Origin of the sequence: Streptomyces ossamyceticus (assembly GCF_001418475.1) — a bacterium.
Taxonomy (GTDB): domain Bacteria; phylum Actinomycetota; class Actinomycetes; order Streptomycetales; family Streptomycetaceae; genus Streptomyces; species Streptomyces ossamyceticus.
Window position 1 is genome coordinate 15,496 of sequence record NZ_LIQX01000082.1, and the last position, 16,709, is coordinate 32,204.

A 16,709-nucleotide genomic window follows, 5' to 3' on the forward strand; every position below is an offset into this window, starting at 1 on the left:
GTTCTCATCAGCCATGTCTGAGACCCCCATCGCCGAGGGCGGCGCCAGCTACGCCGCCGCGGGCGTCGACATAGAGGCGGGCGACCGCGCCGTCGAGCTCATGAAGGAATGGGTCAAGAAGACGCAGCGCCCCGAGGTCCTCGGCGGCCTCGGCGGTTTCGCCGGCCTCTTCGACGCCTCCGCCCTCAAGCGCTACGAGCGCCCCCTGCTGGCCTCCGCCACGGACGGCGTCGGCACCAAGGTGGACATCGCCCGCCAGCTGGGCGTCTACGACACCATCGGCCACGACCTGGTCGCGATGGTCATGGACGACATCGTGGTCTGCGGCGCCGAACCGCTGTTCATGACCGACTACATCTGCGTCGGCAAGGTCCACCCGGAGCGGGTCGCCGCCATCGTCAAGGGCATCGCGGAGGGCTGTGTCCTCGCCGGCTGCGCCCTCGTCGGCGGCGAGACGGCCGAGCACCCCGGCCTCCTCGGCCCGGACGACTTCGACGTCGCGGGCGCCGGTACGGGCGTGGTCGAGGCGGAGCACCTGCTCGGCCCGGATCGCATCCGTAAGGGTGACGCGGTGATCGCCATGGCGTCCTCCGGCCTTCACTCGAACGGGTACTCGCTCGTCCGGCATGTCCTGCTGAACCAGGCTGGGCTCTCCCTGGACGCGCAGATCGCCGAGTTCGACCGCACCCTCGGCGAGGAGCTCCTGGAGCCCACCAAGATCTACTCGCTGGACTGCCTGGCCCTGACCCGCACCACGGAGGTCCACGCCTTCAGCCATGTCACGGGCGGCGGGCTCGCGGCCAACCTGGCCCGCGTCATCCCCGACCACCTGCACGCGACGGTCGACCGCTCCACATGGACCCCGGCTCCCGTGTTCGACCTCGTCGGCCGGACGGGCCAGGTCGAACGCCTGGAGCTGGAGAAGACCCTGAACATGGGCGTGGGCATGATCGCCATCGTCCCCCAGGAGTCGGCGGACGTGGCCCTGACGACCTTGGCGGACCGAGGCGTCGAGGCCTGGCTGGCAGGCGAGATCACCGACCGGGACACCCACACCACGGGCGCGGAACTGGTCAACGACTACGCCCGAGGCTGACGCCGACCGCGCCCCCGAAGGCGGCGAAGCCGCCTGAAGGGGCGCGGGGAACTGCGCGACCAGCCACGACGAAAGCCGCAGCCGCCGACGCACAGTGACCCCCGAGCTATAAGGCGCCCGGCCCCTCAAGCGGAGCGCAACCGCACAAAACCCGGTCCGGCGTAATCCGCTCGGACCGGGTGAAGCGCAGCTGGACGGTCAAGCCCCACGGCGACGGGACGCGGGACCTGACCCGTCGTCCTCATCGTCCTCATCGTCGGAGTTGTACAACTCCGCGTACCGCGCGTACGGGTCGTCGTCGTCCTCGTCGTCCTCGAACGGTTCGCCGTTCGGAGGCTGGCTCGAAGTCGATGCGCCCAGCTCGCTGGCCAGACGCGACAGGTCAGTCCCACCGCTGTTGTACTTCAGCTGGCGGGCGACCTTCGTCTGCTTGGCCTTGGCCCGGCCGCGCCCCATGGCTCGACCCCCTCGGTGACGGGGCTCGACGGCCCCAGAGTCTTGACACGCGTTCATGTTCTAGAACGGGCTCTCCGTGGAGAGACCGGTCCGTAGGGCTTCCACGGTACCTGAGCCCGCGCCCATACGGTACGTCGCCCGCAGGACGTGCCCGTGCCCAGAACCTGCGAGGAGCCCTTTCCCCGCTGGTCAACCGCGATTTTAACCGTTTCTTGGCGGGCGACCCGCCGACGGAAGTGAGAGTTCTCTCTAAAGCCGTCGGCGGGTACCGGGCCCTGTCGTGCGACCCTCGCGCGGGCGTGCCCGCGGAACCTCAGCGTCCGCGTGCGGCGGCCGCCTCCTGCATCCGCTGCTCGGCGATCCTGTCGGCCGCGGCAGCCGGCGGAATCCCATCCGTCTTCGCACGTGCGAATATTGCCAGCGTGGTGTCGAAGATCTTCGACGCCTTCGCCTTGCATCGCTCGAAGTCGAACCCATGGAGTTCGTCGGCGACCTGGATGACGCCGCCGGCGTTCACCACGTAGTCCGGCGCGTAGAGGATCCCGCGGTCCGCGATGTCCTTCTCGACACCGGGGTGGGCGAGCTGGTTGTTGGCCGCGCCGCACACCACCTTGGCGGTGAGCACAGGCACCGAGTCGTCGTTCAGCGCTCCGCCGAGCGCGCACGGGGCGTAGATGTCGAGCCCCTCCACGCGGATCAGCGCGTCGGTGTCGGCGACGGCGGTGACGCCCTCGGGGTGGCGGTCGAGGATCCGCCGCACGGCGTCCTCGCGCACATCCGTGACGACGACCTCGGCGCCCTCGGCCAGCAGGTGCTCGACGAGGTGGTGGCCGACCTTGCCGACGCCGGCGATACCGACCTTGCGGTCACGCAGCGTGGGATCGCCCCAGAGATGCTGGGCGGAGGCCCGCATGCCCTGGTAGACCCCGAAGGCGGTGAGCACGGAGGAGTCGCCGGCGCCGCCGTTCTCGGGGGAGCGGCCCGTGGTCCAGCGGCACTCGCGGGCCACCACGTCCATGTCGGCGACATAGGTGCCGACGTCGCACGCGGTCACGTACCGGCCGCCGAGCGAGGCCACGAACCGCCCGTAGGCGAGGAGCAGCTCCTCGCTCTTGATCCGGTCGGGGTCGCCGATGATGACGGCCTTGCCGCCGCCGTGGTCGAGCCCGGCCATGGCGTTCTTGTAGGACATCCCGCGCGCGAGGTTCAGGGCGTCGGCGACGGCCTCGGCCTCGGTGGCGTACGGGTAGAAGCGGGTGCCGCCGAGGGCGGGGCCCAGCGCGGTGGAGTGGAGGGCGATGACGGCCTTGAGGCCACTGGCCCGGTCCTGGCAGAGCACGACTTGCTCGTGACCGCCCTGGTCCGAGTGGAACAGGGTGTGCAGGACGCCGTCAGATACGTCGGTCACTGTGGTGACTCCTGGGTAAGAAGCGGCGGTTGGTTCCAGCTTCCCGTACGGGTGGCGGGGGCTGTGAGCATGAGGTTAGAGCCTCACGGCCGCTCTGGAGCGGCGGAGCTTCAGGATCACCCACTCCTGGAGTACGACCGTGGTGTGATCCGCACAGTTTTCCGGCCCGCCGATGGGCGGGTTCCGCAGGTTTCCCCGGTGGTCGGCGGGGGAGGGAGCAGGCGTGCCCAAGGTGTCCTCGGTGATCGTCCCGTACGCGTCGTACCTCCGCGTGTACGAGCCGCTGGCCGCCTTCCCGGAGCCGGAGCGCACCCACTGGACCCGGTACGCCGGCCGCGTCGAGCGCCCCTCCTACCAGGACGAGCTGCGGCGGTCGCTGGCCGATCTGCTGCCCACGCCGCCGATCCCGGTGCCGGTCCACGAGAGCGGTGACGCCTTCGTGCTCGAGGTGGACGGGGTGGTCTGTGTCTGCCCCTGGCGCACCCGGCTGCGCGGCTGGCTGGCGCTGGGTGATCTCGCCGAGGAGCTGCCCGCGCCGCTGCTGGACGCGGTGCTGCCGCCGCTGGTGCGCCGGCAGGCCGGCCAGGACTACGAGCGCTGGATGGCCCGCAACCCCGACGCCCGTCCATGGATCCGCACCTCGACCTGGCACGTGCCGCTGAACTGGTTCGTCCTCGTCTCGGACGACGAGCGCACCTATGAGAAGGGTTCGGCCGAGAACTCACCCGTGCTTCGCTATCGCACGCCCATGGTGCAGGCCCGGCGGCGGGTGGCGCGGGGGCTCAGGGCGCTGCGCGAGGCCCTCGACGAGGGGCCGCTGATCGACGGCCTGGTCGACGTGGGCCGCTGGCTGGAGGAGTTCCACCCGCGCTCGTTCGTGGAGCTGGACTACGGCGGTCTCGTGCACGTCCTGCCGGCGGAGGAGCTGGACGGTGACCACTCCGCCGCGGATGTCGCCGAGGGCATCGAGGCCCTGCGCAACGGCGACGGCCTGGCCGCCGGGGAGGCGTACGGGCGGCTGGTCGAGCGGTGGCGGGCGGTACGGGACCGGCGCTCCGCCAACTGAACCGCCGTTCGGTGAGCCGTACCGGGCAGAACCGGTTGAACCAGCTCAACGCCCCACCCGTAGTTGTGACTTGTGGGGCGGATGGGAAAAGGCTTTCCATGGAGGCCGAAGCATGGTGAACTGTCCACCCTTGGCCCAGGCTTGACGCACCGAAGTTCCACTCGGGCGTCATCATGGGACGTAGGTCCCCGATCCGGGCTTTTGTATCAAGCAGGCGCCAAGCGTGACGGATTGCACTTACGCGGGCCTTGCCTCTTACGCACCTCCTCATGCCAAAATAGGACAAGGAGTCCGGGGGAGGCTCCCTCTGCCCGTCTTTGGGTGGAATCTCAGCATTGCACGCTATTGGGGGGTCTCGTGACTCCTGCGCGCCACTGTGACTGATCGTCACAGTGGCGTGACTGTCCGCTATGGCATGGTCCATCGGCATCCGTCGCTGATGAACACCTGGGAGGGCAATTCCATCGGTTTGGCCGACGCGGCTGGACAGATGGTGTAGTTGTAGTGCCGAGGACAAGCCGTTCGTCCTATAACCGACTCGACTCGCGTCCGCCATTTCGGGCAACGCGGGTCAAGGTGCAGAATTTAGAGGAAAGAACCGAGAAGGTTCGGTTCTCCCGAGGAGGCCGCTCATGACCGCTCGCACCCCTGATGCCGAGCCGCTGCTGACCCCGGCTGAGGTCGCCACCATGTTCCGCGTCGACCCCAAGACGGTCACGCGGTGGGCGAAGGCCGGCAAGCTCACGTCCATCCGCACGCTCGGCGGACATCGCCGTTACCGCGAGGCTGAGGTCCGCGCACTGCTCGCGGGTATTCCGCAGCAGCGCAGCGAGGCCTGAACCATCGCAGAACAGGGCATTTCGGCTGGTCCCCCAATCGGCCGAGACGCCTGAAAGCGCAGCTCAACCGCTCACACAGCGCCAAGCGACGCGGGTTCTGCCCCAACAGATCCCACGCCCGAGCCACACAGAGCTTTCCAGAGCTTCCATCTGTTCTGGGTTTCGCCAGGCAAGCAACAAGGGTGCGTCGTCAGATCGCGCTGGACTCCGCCGGGTCCAGCGCGATCTTTTTTGTGCGTTTGGGCGGACGGCCGGGCCTGCGGGTCCGGTCTTCTGCGTGTCGGGCGCGCCGACTTGTGCGTGGGCCTGGCTGTCTGTGCGCGGGACTGTCGGACTCTGGGGAGGGCTGTCGGATCTCCTGTGGGGGCCTCGGGAGACTGGTGCAATTGCACATATTAAATTGACCAGTTGTAGGAGACCTGTAAGAACCCACCTTCCGGAAACTTATACAGTGACACCCGTCACATGCCGACTGGCTTGTTACCCGCTAGTCACGTGCGGTAAAGGGGACGGGAGTTGAGGCGGGTCCGGCGTCCTGCCGAGTGCGTTCCCCGTCCGTCGGCGCTCACGCCATCGTTCACGCCTTGGAGGGACTCTCGTCCTCCGTGGGGTCCTCGGCGCGGTTCTCGCGGGCCGTGGGGGCGTCCGTCGTCAGGATGCCCGTCGCCACGGTGTCCGTCGCCAGGCGCAGCAGCCGGTGGCAGATCGGGCAGTGCCGGGTGAAGTGGCGGTAGGAGGAGGCGGCCGACAGATGGGCGCGGAGCAGAGCGCGGGTCTCGTGCCGAGCGGATGCCGCCATGCGCCACCTCCGGGGTCTTGGGGCCCTGTTTCCGAAGTACCGAGTGAATGTGACTCCGTCAAGCCCCGGCGCGTCCGCTGGGGGCCGGGTGCCTAGCGGGTTGGGGGTGAGGGTTCGTCGGCGGCCGCGGGTGGGTTGTGGTTTCTCGCGGAGTTCCCCGCGTCCCTGAAGGCTTGGGCCTGCGGCCCGGCCTTCATCGGGTGGCGCCGTTGCGATCGGAGGGGCGCCGTTGGAAAACGCGGGGCGTAGCCCCGGTCGCTTTTCAGGGGCGCGGGGAACTGTGCGAACGGCCCCCACCCGCCCGCAGTCGCCCACGAACCCCAGGGCGCTCTCCCTCGCGGCGCAGCAAAAAGGCCCGCATCCTCGACGGATGCGGGCCTCTCTGAATCGTGCGGTCCTGACGGGATTTGAACCCGCGGCCTCCACCTTGACAGGGTGGCGAGCACTCCAAACTGCTCCACAGGACCAGGTTTCGCAGTCGGCGCGTGTGCGCTGGCCTGCGAGAAGAGACTGTACAGGAGGGGGAGCCCACTGGTCGAACTCACCCAACGTGCAGTGCTCGTCACAGTATGACGGCTACGGCACCGCCGCGTCGATCGCTTTCACGATGCGCTTGTCGGAGACCGGATACGCCGTCCCCAGGGCGTGCGCGAAGTAGCTGACGCGGAGTTCCTCGATCATCCAGCGGATGTCCAGGACCGAGGACGGTACGGGCCGCCCCTGGGGGAGTTGTTCCAGCAGCCAGGCGTACTCGTCCCGCATCTCGTGGACCTTCTCCATGCGAGAGGTGTCCCGCTGGACGCTCGTCGGCATCTGCTGGAGCCGCCGGTCCGCGGCCACCAGATAGCGCATCAGATCCGGGAGGCGGCGCAACCCCGTCTCCGTGACGAAGCCCGGCTTCACGAGGGCGTCCAGCTGCCCGCGTACGTCCGCGAGGTTGGGCAGGAGCGCGGGGCTCCTCGTGGCCTTCAGACGGCGCTCACAGGCCTGCCAGGCGGCGAGGACCTGCTGGACCTGGCCGACCGTGCGGACGGTGGTGTCGACGATCTCCGCGCGGACCTTGTCGTAGAGCTTGCGGTACGACTCCTCGTCCCAGGCCGGCCCGCCGAAGTCGGCGATGAGCCGGTCGGCGGCGGCCGTCGCGCAGTCGTCGAACAGGCCCTGGATCGAACCGTGCGGGTTCGCCGAGAGGGCGAGCTTCTGCGCGTTGGTCAGCTTTTCGCTCGCGAACTTCGCAGGGTTGACCGGAATGTTTCGCAGGATGAGCCTTCGGGTGCCCTTCCACATCGCTTCCGACTGCTCTGCCTCGGTGTCGAAGAGGCGTACGGAGACGGTGTCGCCGTCGTCCACGAGCGCCGGGTAGGCCTTCACGGGGTGGCCGGCGCGGCGGGTCTCGAAGACGCGGGTGAGGGAGCCGATCGTCCAGTCCGTCAGGCCCGTGCGCTCCAGGGACTCGCCGCCCTGGCGTTCGGCGGTCGCCGCGGCGGCCTGGGAGAGCGCCTTGCGGGCCTTCGGCTTCAGCTGGAGCCGAAGGGATTCCAGGTCCTTGTCCTCGGCCATCTTCCGGCGCCGCTCGTCGACGATACGGAAGGTGATCTTCAGATGGTCGGGGACACGGGACCAGTCGAAGTCGTCGGCCGTGACCGGTACGCCCACCATGCGCTTGAGTTCGCGGGCGAGCGTGACGGTCAGCGGTTCCTGGAGGGGCACCGCCTGGTCCAGGAAGCGCTTGGCGTAGTTGGGTGCCGGGACGTAGTTGCGGCGGATCGGCTTGGGCAGGGAGCGGATCAGTTCCGTCACCACGTCCTCGCGCAGGCCCGGGATCTGCCAGTCGAAGCCCTCGTCGGTTACCTGGTTGAGGACCTGGAGGGGGACGTGGACGGTGACGCCGTCCGCGTCCGCGCCCGGCTCGAACTGGTAGGTGACGCGGAACTTGAGCTGGCCCTGGCGCCAGGAGTCGGGGTAGTCCGCCTTGGTGACCGCCTCCGCCGACTCCCGGATGAGCATCGCGCGCTCGAAGTCCAGGAAGTCGGGCTGCTCGTGCCGCTTGTGCTTCCACCAGGAGTCGAAGTGGGCGCCCGACACCACGTGTTCGGGGACCCGCTGGTCGTAGAAGTCGAAGAGGGTGTCGTCGTCGACCACGATGTCCCGGCGCCGGGCGCGGTGCTCCAGTTCCTCGACCTCGCTGAGGAGCTTGCGGTTGTCGGCGAAGAACTTGTGGTGCGTACGCCAGTCGCCCTCGACGAGCGCGTTGCGGATGAAGAGCTCGCGGCTGGCCTCGGGGTCGATGCGGCCGTAGTTCACCTTCCGCTGGGCGACGATCGGCACGCCGTACAGGGTGACCTTCTCGTACGCCATCACGGCCGCCTGGTCCTTCTCCCAGTGCGGTTCGCTGTAGGTGCGCTTCAGCAGGTGCTCGGCGAGCGGCTCGACCCACTCGGGCTCGATCTTCGCGTTGACGCGGGCCCAGAGGCGGGAGGTCTCCACCAGCTCGGCGGACATCACGAAGCGCGGGGGCTTCTTGAACAGGGCTGAGCCGGGGAAGATCGCGAACTTGGCGCTGCGGGCGCCCAGGTACTCGTTCTTCGCGCCGTCCTTGATGTCCTTCATGCCGATGTGGGAGAGCAGGCCGGCCAGGAGCGAGACGTGGACCTGCTGCTCGGGGGCGTCCTCCTCGTTGAGGTGGATGCCCATCTGCTTGGCGACCGTGCGGAGCTGGCTGTAGATGTCCTGCCACTCACGGATGCGCAGGAAGTTGAGGTACTCCTGCTTGCACATCCGGCGGAAGGACGACGAGCCGCGTTCCTTCTGCTGCTCGCGGACGTACCGCCAGAGGTTGAGGAAGGCGAGGAAGTCGGAGGACTCGTCCTTGAAGCGGGCGTGCTGCTGGTCGGCCTGGGTCTGTTTGTCGGCGGGGCGTTCGCGTGGGTCCTGAATGGACAGCGCGGCGGCGATGACCATGACCTCGCGGGCGCAGCCGTTCTTGTCGGCCTCGACGACCATCCGGGCGAGACGCGGGTCGACGGGCAGCTGGGAGAGCTGGCGGCCCATCGTGGTCAGCCGCTTGCGGACGTCCTTCTGCGTGGGGTCGAGCGCGCCGAGCTCCTGGAGGAGCTGGACGCCGTCGCGGATGTTGCGGTGGTCCGGCGGGTCGATGAAGGGGAACTTCTCGATGTCGCCGAGGCCGGCCGCGGTCATCTGCAGGATGACGGAGGCGAGGTTCGTCCGCAGGATCTCGGCGTCCGTGAACTCCGGGCGCGCGTTGAAGTCGTCCTCGGTGTACAGGCGGATGCAGATGCCGTCGGATGTACGGCCGCAGCGGCCCTTGCGCTGGTTGGCGCTGGCCTGGGAGATCGGCTCGATCGGCAGTCGCTGGACCTTGGTGCGGTGGCTGTAGCGGCTGATACGGGCGAAGCCCGGGTCGATGACGTACTTGATGCCGGGGACGGTCAGCGACGTCTCGGCGACGTTGGTGGCCAGCACGATCCGGCGGCCTGTGTGCGGCTGGAAGACGCGGTGCTGCTCGGCGTGCGAGAGCCGGGCGTAGAGGGGGAGGACCTCGGTGAAGCGGTAGTTCTTCTTGATCAGCGCGTCGGCCGTGTCGCGGATCTCGCGCTCACCGGAGAGGAAGACGAGGATGTCGCCCTTGCCCTCGCCCTGAAGCTCCTCGACCGCGTCGCAGATGGCGGTGATCTGGTCGCGGTCGGCGTCGTCGGAGTCCTCTTCGAGGAGCGGGCGGTAGCGCACCTCGACCGGGTACGTACGGCCGCTGACCTCGACGATCGGGGCGTCGCCGAAGTGGCGGGAGAACCGCTCGGGGTCGATGGTCGCGGAGGTGATGACGACCTTGAGGTCCGGGCGCTTCGGGAGCAGCTGGGCGAGGTAGCCCAACAGGAAGTCGATGTTGAGGGACCGCTCGTGGGCCTCGTCGATGATGATCGTGTCGTAGGCGCGCAGCTCGCGGTCCGTCTGGATCTCGGCGAGCAGGATGCCGTCCGTCATCAGCTTGACGAAGGTCGCGTCCTGGTTGACCTGGTCGGTGAAGCGGACCTTCCAGCCGACGGCCTCGCCGAGGGGGGTGTCCAGCTCCTCCGCCACACGCTCGGCGACGGTGCGGGCGGCGATCCGGCGGGGCTGGGTGTGCCCGATCATGCCGCGGACGCCGCGTCCCAGCTCCATACAGATCTTCGGGATCTGGGTCGTCTTGCCGGAGCCGGTCTCACCGGCCACGATGACCACCTGGTGGTCGCGGATGGCGGCCGCGATCTCGTCCTTCTTCTGGCTGACGGGCAGCTGTTCGGGGTACGAGACGGTCGGCACGCGGTCGGCGCGCTCGGCCATACGGGCCTCGCCCTTGGCGACCTCGGCCTCGATCTCGGCGAGGACGGCGGCCCGGGCCTCGGGCTTACGGATCTTGCGCGCGCCTTCGAGCCTGCGCCCGAGCCGGTGCGCGTCGCGCAGGGACAGCTCGGCCAGGCGGGGGGCGAGGGCGCCGAAGGCGGGGGCAGGTGGCGTAGACATACGCCGTCCAGGATCTCACCTCGACGAAACGAGGGGCGAACGCTTTTGCGTCCACCCCTTTGATGATCCCTCTCACGCCCCCCATGGCTCTCAGCGAGCGGCCTTGGTCCACATCGGCCTCGACTCGCTGGAGCGACGAAAGCCCCCACCGGTTGCCCGGTGGGGGCTTTCATTCAATGTGGCTGGGGCCGGGGTCGAACCGGCGACCTATCGCTTTTCAGGCGATCGCTCGTACCAACTGAGCTACCCAGCCACGGTGTTTCACGTGAAACACCGAGCGGTCCTGACGGGATTTGAACCCGCGGCCTCCACCTTGACAGGGTGGCGAGCACTCCAAACTGCTCCACAGGACCAAGGTTGCGTACGACAGTGTCGCACACGTTCTTGCGTGCCCCCAACGGGATTCGAACCCGTGCTACCGCCTTGAAAGGGCGGCGTCCTAGGCCGCTAGACGATGAGGGCTATCGGCCCGCCGTGGGCGCTTCATCAGCGCGTCGGGGACGTGAGAAGCATATGGGATGGCGGGAGGTATCGCCAAAACGGTTTACGGGCGGCCCGGGGAACGGGTGGTCGCCCCGCCGGGTGACGTGCTCGGAGGCGTGCCGGACGGGGTGCCGGAAGGGGCGCCTGATGGTTTGCCCGACGGAGTGTCCGATGAGGTTCCGGAGGGGGACGGGGACTGGAGTGCTCCCGGCTGGTTCTCCTTCGGCAGGTGGCGGCTGACCTCGGCCGTCGTCAGTCCCAGGCCCCCGAGTTTGATCTCGTCCCAGGCCTGGAGGCGATGGGTGTCGCGGTCGAAGTACAGGACCGACGTCTCGATCGGATCCGGGTAGTCGCCCTCCAGGGCGCGCAGCCCGCTGCCCCCGGTCGAACCCTCGATGCGCAGGCGGGTGCCTTCGTCCAGGACCTCCATCTCCGGGTGGTGGAGGTGCCCCGCGAGGACGAGCGGGACATCCCCGTCCGTCTCGCGCGCGGCGTCCGGGTTGTGGGCGATCGCGATGTCCACGGGCGTGCCGGCTGCCTTCTGGGCGCGCAGCGCCGCCGCCAGCCGCTGTCCGGCCGCCTCCTCCGAGGGCAGGCCCGCCTTGTCCGTGGAGCGGTCCGGGGTGAACTGCGGGTCGCCGATCCCCGCGAAACGCAGCCCGCCCACGTTCACCGCCTTCCCCTCGTCGAGGACGTGGGTGTTCTCGACGCCCTTCAGATACCGCTGGGTCTCCCGGGAGTCGTGGTTGCCGCGCACCCAGACGTACGGCGCCCCGAGGTCGGCGATCGGGTCCAGGAAGGCGTTCTCGGCGGCGGTGCCGTGGTCCATGGTGTCGCCGGAGTCGACGATGACGTTGATCTCGTACTGCTCCACCAGCGAGGCGATGATCTTCCAGCTCGCGGGGTTGAGGTGGATGTCGGAGACGTGCAGGACGCGGATGGTGGTGGGGTCCGGCTGGTACGCGGGGAGGGTGGACGTGACGTCGTACAGCTTGGTCACGTTCGTCACCAGGCGCGCCAGTTCCTTCTGGTAGACGTCGAACTCCGTGACGATGCTGCGCGCGTTGCCGACGAGGGAGGGCGCGGAGGAGAGCAGGCCCGAGAACTTGGGCTCCAGGACCGAGTTCGGGTTCCAGGTGGCGGCGGCCGTGCCCCCGGAGGCGGCGAGCAGCCCGAGGGCCAGGCCGCCGGCGGCCAGGGCGCGGCGGGGGCGGCGGTAGACGGCCAGCCCCAGCGCGGTCGCCCCTGTGACGACGGCTACGCCCGACCGCAGGGCCAGGTCCAGCGTGCCGCGCCGGACGTCCGACGCGATCTCGTCCTGGAGGCCCGAGATCCGCTCGGGGTGGTCGACCAGGGCCTGGGCGCGGTCCGGGTCCAGCTGGTCCACGTTCACGTCGAGGCGTACGGGGGCGTGGTGACTGCTCAGCTCCAGGGCGCCCAGCGGTGAGACGTTGATCTTCGTGCCGCCGGTGAGCGACGGGCGCAGCGTCATCGTGGTGTTCATGGGACCGACGGGCGTCCGTACGTTGCCCACGACCAGCAGGCCGAGCCAGGCGCCGACCACGACGACGGTGACCAGGCCGAGCGCGCGGGCCCAGGGGCGGGCGCGGCGCGCCGGTTCGACCGCCGGGCGCGGGTCGCGAGGGCGGCGCCGGCGGGTCGTGGCCCGGGGGGCCGGTGGCAGCGCGCGGCGGATGCGGCGCAGGGTCGTACGGATGGCGGTCATGGTGGTGGCTGTTGCGGCGGGGACGCGGGCCATTGAGGCCGTATGCCCAGAGAGGTGGGGGGATATGCGGGGGATTGGGGACCGGGCCCCGTTCCGGGGCGGAACCCCCGAGGTCGTCCTGTGACCCGTATCTCTCGTCCGGGCGGGTCGTGCCCGACAATGGGCCTGTGCTGGAGATGACGCGCGAGGAGTTCGAGGAGCTGGTCGCCGAGGCGTTGGACCGGATCCCGCCGGAGCTGACGCGGCTGATGGACAACGTGGCGGTGTTCGTCGAGGACGAGCCGCCCGCCGACGACCCCGAGCTGCTCGGGCTGTACGAGGGGACTCCGCTCACGGACCGCGGGGAGTGGTACGCGGGTGTGCTGCCGGACCGGATCACGATCTACCGGGGGCCGACGCTGCGGATGTGTGAGAGCCGGGAGGACGTCGTCGCGGAGACCGAGGTGACCGTGGTGCACGAGATCGCCCACCACTTCGGCATCGACGACGCCCGGCTGCACGCCCTGGGCTACGGGTAGGGGCGGCCACGGCGGCCGGGCACCAGGGCGGCCGCTCCGGCGTGGGGTGGCGGGGGCCCGGCGGGTCGGTACGGCGCGACGTGGCGGAGGTCCGGCGGGTCGGCCAGGCGTGCGGTGGCGGGGGCCCGGCGGGTCGGCGTGGCGCGTGTCTTCTTAAGTGCGGCGGGAGTTGAACAGGCGGACTTCCCTTTCCGCCCCCCACGGAGGTGGCCGCCGTGCGCGCCTTGTACGTACCCGTTCGCCTGGCCGCCACGGTCATGGCCGTCGCCGTGGCTGCCGGCTGCATGAGCGTGGGGGACGGCGGGCAGCACCCCGGCCCCTCGCGCTCCGCCGGGCAGCGGGGCGGTGAGCGGCCGGACGGGGGCACCACCGTGACGGGCGGGGGCAGTACGGGGTACCAGGTCGGGCGCGGCAAGCCGCGTCCCTCGGGCTCGCCCGACCCCTCCGCGTCCCGGTCGGCCTCCCCCTCGGCGGCGGCCTCCGAGGGGGCCGAGCCGCCCAAGAAGACGAAGCCTCCGAAGGGTGGGAAGGGCGGCAAGGGCAAGGGGAACGGCGCGCGGCCGCCCGTGCCGGAGCCGACGAAGGGCGAGCCGACGCCCGTGCCCTCCTCGGCCCCGCCGGAGCCGCCCGAACCGTCCGCCCCGGCGGAGTCCCCGGCGCCGGAGCCGTCGGCCGAGCCGTCGTCGTCCGCGCACGAGCAGGGGGCGCAGTTGGTGGAACGGGAGCCCGCGCCGGAGGCGGGGGACGCGGCGTAGCGGCCGGGCGGGACGGCTGTGTGCCGCTGTGGGGCGGGCGGGGGCGTCGCCGGTGTGATCGTGGCCGCCTGCGGGGTGATGGCCGTGTGCGCGGTGGTCGTCGCCGTCTGCGCGGTGGCCGTGGCCTTCCGGCGTCCGCGGGAGTGTGGCGGACGACACGGGTGCGAGGGCTGCACGGCGGCTGCGCCGGTCCCGGTCGGGAAAGCGGTGCCGCCGACGCCGCCGCAGGGCCCCTGGCCAGCGGTTTGCCCTCTCATCGATGAAGTCGGCCAGGAGTCTGGCTTTCCCAGCCGCGGTCCGCTGATCGCCTTCTGACCTGCGGGTATCGGCTCGGTTTGCCTTCAGGGGTGGAGGGTGCGTATGGTGGTAGATCGTTTGATCCCATTTGCCCGGCGCCAACGCAGAGCGCGCCGTGTGGCGCGTACTCTCCTTTGCCGTGTCGGACCGCATAGAGGCGGTCGTGTGCGAATCACGGAGTTGACGGGCGCGTGCCGACGAGACTCCGGAAGGTTTCGCATACGCATGTCCATTTCCAGTACTGATCACGTCGTCGTGCCCGAGAACGGCGAGAACGACTCCGTCGAGACGGCGGCCCCCGAGGTCACTTTCGCGGACCTCGGTCTCCCCGAGGGCGTCGTGCGCAAGCTCGCGCAGAACGGCGTGACCACCCCCTTCCCGATCCAGGCCGCGACCATCCCGGACGCCCTGGCCGGCAAGGACATCCTCGGTCGTGGCCGCACCGGCTCCGGCAAGACCCTCTCCTTCGGTCTGCCGACCCTCGCGACGCTCGCCGGCGGCCGCACCGAGAAGCACAAGCCCCGCGCCGTCATCCTCACCCCGACCCGTGAGCTCGCGATGCAGGTCGCGGACGCGCTCCAGCCGTACGGCGACGTCCTCGGCCTGAAGATGAAGGTCGTCTGCGGCGGTACGTCGATGGGCAACCAGATCTACGCCCTGGAGCGCGGCGTCGACATCCTCGTCGCCACCCCCGGCCGCCTCCGCGACATCATCAACCGCGGTGCCTGCTCGCTGGAGAACGTCCAGATCGCCGTCCTCGACGAGGCCGACCAGATGTCGGACCTGGGCTTCCTGCCCGAGGTCACCGAGCTGCTCGACCAGGTCCCGGCCGGCGGCCAGCGGATGCTGTTCTCCGCGACCATGGAGAACGAGATCTCCACCCTGGTCAAGCGCTACCTGAGCAACCCGGTCACGCACGAGGTCGACAGCGCCCAGGGCAACGTCACGACCATGTCGCACCACATCCTGATCGTGAAGCCCAAGGACAAGGCGCCGGTCACCGCCGCGATCGCCTCCCGTAAGGGCCGCACCATCATCTTCGTCCGCACCCAGCTCGGCGCGGACCGCATCGCCGAGCAGTTGCGCGACGCCGGTGTGAAGGCCGACGCGCTGCACGGCGGTATGACGCAGGGCGCGCGGACCCGGACGCTGGCCGACTTCAAGGACGGCTACGTCAACGCGCTCGTCGCGACCGACGTCGCCGCGCGCGGCATCCACGTCGACGGCATCGACCTCGTCCTCAACGTGGACCCGGCCGGCGACCACAAGGACTACCTGCACCGGGCCGGCCGTACGGCGCGTGCCGGGCGTACGGGCACGGTCGTGTCCCTCTCCCTGCCGCACCAGCGCCGCCAGATCTTCCGGCTGATGGAGGACGCGGGCGTCGACGCCGGGCGTCACATCATCCAGGGCGGTACGACGTTCGACCCCGAGGTCGCCGAGATCACCGGCGCCCGGTCGATGACCGAGGTCCAGGCCGAGTCCGCCGGCAACGCCGCGCAGCAGGCCGAGCGTGAAGTCGCTCACCTCACCAAGCAGTTGGAGCGGGCCCAGCGCCGCGCCGCCGAGCTGCGCGAGGAGGCCGACCGGCTGACCGCGCGTGCCGCGCGGGAGCGGGGCGAGGACCCCGAGGCGGCGATCGCCCAGGCGCGCGCCGAGGAGACGGGCGAGGGTGCCGCCGTCGTCGAGACGGCCGCCGCCGCTGTCGACGCCGAGGTGCTGTCCGAGGTGTCCGTGCCGGAGCAGCCGGCCGCGCAGGACGTCGAGCGCGTCGAGCGTGTGGAGAAGGCCGAGCGGTTCGAGCGGACCGACCGGACCGAGCGCGGGTCGTACGGGCGTTCCTCGTCGTACGAGCGTCGTGACGACCGCGGCGGTTTCCGCCGGGACGACCGTGACAACCGTGGTGAGCGTCGGGACGACCGGGGCGGGTTCCGTCGGGACAACGACCGTGGCTTCGACCGCGGTGGCCGTTCCTTCGAGCGTCGTGACGACCGTGGCGGCTTCAACCGCGACAGCCGCGAGAACCGTGACAACCGGGGTGAGCGTCGGGACGACCGGGGCGGCTTCAACCGTGACAACCGTCGTGACGACCGTGGTGGCCGTTCCTTCGAGCGTCGTGACGACCGCGGTGGCTTCAACCGCGACAGCCGCGACAGCCGTGACAACCGGGGTGAGCGTCGGGACGACCGGGGCGGCTTCAACCGTGACAACCGTCGTGACGACCGTGGTGGCCGTTCCTTCGAGCGTCGCGACGACCGCGGTGGCTTCAACCGCGAGAACCGTGACCGCGGGTTCGACCGTGGTGGCCGTTCCTTCGAGCGCCGTGACGACCGCGGTGGTCACCGGGGCAGCGACCGTCCGTTCAACCGGGACCGCCAGGGCGACCGTCCGGGCTTCCGCTCCGGCGGCCACGAGCGTCCGTACGGCCGCCGTGACGACCACCGCGGCACCGGCTCCTTCGGCCGCCGCGAGGACAAGCCGCGCTGGAAGCGCAACGGCTGACCGAGGCCGAAGGCCCAGTCTGTGAACGCCGTGGCCCCCACCTTCCGGGTGGGGGCCACGGCGTTTTCGCGTCGCGCTCCGGGCGGCGGCGGTGGCGGGCGTGCACCGAAGCCCCTCGGGCGGGCCGGGCTGGGCCGATTTTCAGCCATCATGTGACGCATGTCACGGCCTTCGTGAGGGAATTGCTGGGGGCATGACAGATGACGACATAGCCCGTGGGGCGTCCGGGGCCTCGGCCCCGGA

Annotated in this window: 11 protein-coding genes and 4 tRNA genes; 6 read left to right on the forward strand and 9 right to left on the reverse strand. The window is 70.0% G+C overall.

Annotated features, from left to right (window positions below):
• Window positions 1-13: 13 nt before the first annotated feature.
• A complete protein-coding gene (gene purM / locus AOK15_RS07545) occupies window positions 14-1,096 on the forward strand; it encodes a phosphoribosylformylglycinamidine cyclo-ligase (RefSeq protein ID WP_055514072.1) in 1,083 nt (360 codons plus the stop codon).
• Window positions 1,097-1,294: 198 nt separating this feature from the next.
• Here the strand turns inward: purM and AOK15_RS07550 are convergent, their stop codons facing one another.
• Together AOK15_RS07550 and AOK15_RS07555 are read right to left on the reverse strand one after the other, a co-directional pair.
• On the reverse strand, window positions 1,295-1,552 hold the full coding sequence (locus AOK15_RS07550; RefSeq protein WP_055514074.1) for a DUF3073 domain-containing protein: 258 nt from the start codon (window positions 1,550-1,552) through the stop codon (window positions 1,295-1,297).
• 313 nt (window positions 1,553-1,865) lie between these two features.
• The gene (locus tag AOK15_RS07555; RefSeq protein ID WP_055514076.1) at window positions 1,866-2,960 is read right to left on the reverse strand and encodes a Leu/Phe/Val dehydrogenase; all 1,095 of its coding nucleotides are present in this window, start codon (window positions 2,958-2,960) and stop codon (window positions 1,866-1,868) included.
• A gap of 223 nt (window positions 2,961-3,183) precedes the next feature.
• Here AOK15_RS07555 and AOK15_RS07560 point away from each other — a divergent pair, with 223 nt between their 5' ends.
• Together AOK15_RS07560 and bldC are read left to right on the forward strand one after the other, a co-directional pair.
• On the forward strand, window positions 3,184-4,026 hold the full coding sequence (locus AOK15_RS07560; RefSeq protein ID WP_055514078.1) for a DUF8083 family protein: 843 nt from the start codon (window positions 3,184-3,186) through the stop codon (window positions 4,024-4,026).
• Between the two features lie 632 nt (window positions 4,027-4,658).
• Window positions 4,659-4,865: a developmental transcriptional regulator BldC gene (gene bldC / locus AOK15_RS07565; RefSeq protein WP_003949541.1), complete on the forward strand. Its 207-nt coding sequence runs from the start codon at window positions 4,659-4,661 to the stop codon at window positions 4,863-4,865.
• Between the two features lie 577 nt (window positions 4,866-5,442).
• Here bldC and AOK15_RS07570 read toward each other — a convergent pair.
• From AOK15_RS07570 to AOK15_RS07600, 7 genes are all read right to left on the reverse strand, one after another.
• Entirely contained in the window at window positions 5,443-5,664 is a 222-nt protein-coding gene (locus AOK15_RS07570) for a DUF6274 family protein (RefSeq protein WP_055514079.1), read from the reverse strand.
• A gap of 392 nt (window positions 5,665-6,056) precedes the next feature.
• Window positions 6,057-6,131, reverse strand: a tRNA-Asp gene (locus AOK15_RS07575).
• A gap of 109 nt (window positions 6,132-6,240) precedes the next feature.
• Window positions 6,241-10,185: an ATP-dependent RNA helicase HrpA gene (gene hrpA, locus AOK15_RS07580; RefSeq protein WP_055514081.1), complete on the reverse strand. Its 3,945-nt coding sequence runs from the start codon at window positions 10,183-10,185 to the stop codon at window positions 6,241-6,243.
• A 179-nt stretch (window positions 10,186-10,364) separates the two neighbouring features.
• Window positions 10,365-10,438 (reverse strand) — tRNA-Phe (locus tag AOK15_RS07585).
• Window positions 10,439-10,463: 25 nt separating this feature from the next.
• A tRNA-Asp gene (locus AOK15_RS07590) sits at window positions 10,464-10,538 on the reverse strand.
• 36 nt (window positions 10,539-10,574) lie between these two features.
• Window positions 10,575-10,647 (reverse strand) — tRNA-Glu (locus AOK15_RS07595).
• An 82-nt stretch (window positions 10,648-10,729) separates the two neighbouring features.
• Complete coding sequence (locus AOK15_RS07600; RefSeq protein WP_055514083.1) at window positions 10,730-12,427, reverse strand: metallophosphoesterase family protein; 1,698 nt, start codon at window positions 12,425-12,427, stop codon at window positions 10,730-10,732.
• A 134-nt stretch (window positions 12,428-12,561) separates the two neighbouring features.
• Between AOK15_RS07600 and AOK15_RS07605 the strand changes: the two genes are divergently transcribed.
• From AOK15_RS07605 to AOK15_RS07615, 3 genes are all read left to right on the forward strand, one after another.
• On the forward strand, window positions 12,562-12,912 hold the full coding sequence (locus tag AOK15_RS07605) for a metallopeptidase family protein (RefSeq protein WP_009327618.1): 351 nt from the start codon (window positions 12,562-12,564) through the stop codon (window positions 12,910-12,912).
• 215 nt (window positions 12,913-13,127) lie between these two features.
• Complete coding sequence (locus AOK15_RS07610) at window positions 13,128-13,667, forward strand: hypothetical protein (RefSeq protein ID WP_055514092.1); 540 nt, start codon at window positions 13,128-13,130, stop codon at window positions 13,665-13,667.
• A 522-nt stretch (window positions 13,668-14,189) separates the two neighbouring features.
• The gene (locus AOK15_RS07615; RefSeq protein WP_055514085.1) at window positions 14,190-16,466 is read left to right on the forward strand and encodes a DEAD/DEAH box helicase; all 2,277 of its coding nucleotides are present in this window, start codon (window positions 14,190-14,192) and stop codon (window positions 16,464-16,466) included.
• The last annotated feature ends 243 nt before the right edge of the window (window positions 16,467-16,709 follow it).

What these genes read in the sequence shown, in the direction of transcription:
- AOK15_RS07600 (WP_055514083.1), bottom strand. Translation starts at nt 12,427, where the DNA reads ATGGCCCGCGTCCCCGCCGCAACAGCCACCACCATGACCGCCATCCGT.
- purM (WP_055514072.1), top strand. Translation starts at nt 14, where the DNA reads ATGTCTGAGACCCCCATCGCCGAGGGCGGCGCCAGCTACGCCGCCGCG.
- hrpA (WP_055514081.1), bottom strand. Translation starts at nt 10,185, where the DNA reads ATGTCTACGCCACCTGCCCCCGCCTTCGGCGCCCTCGCCCCCCGCCTG.
- AOK15_RS07550 (WP_055514074.1), bottom strand. Translation starts at nt 1,552, where the DNA reads ATGGGGCGCGGCCGGGCCAAGGCCAAGCAGACGAAGGTCGCCCGCCAG.
- AOK15_RS07615 (WP_055514085.1), top strand. Translation starts at nt 14,190, where the DNA reads ATGTCCATTTCCAGTACTGATCACGTCGTCGTGCCCGAGAACGGCGAG.
- AOK15_RS07570 (WP_055514079.1), bottom strand. Translation starts at nt 5,664, where the DNA reads ATGGCGGCATCCGCTCGGCACGAGACCCGCGCTCTGCTCCGCGCCCAT.
- bldC (WP_003949541.1), top strand. Translation starts at nt 4,659, where the DNA reads ATGACCGCTCGCACCCCTGATGCCGAGCCGCTGCTGACCCCGGCTGAG.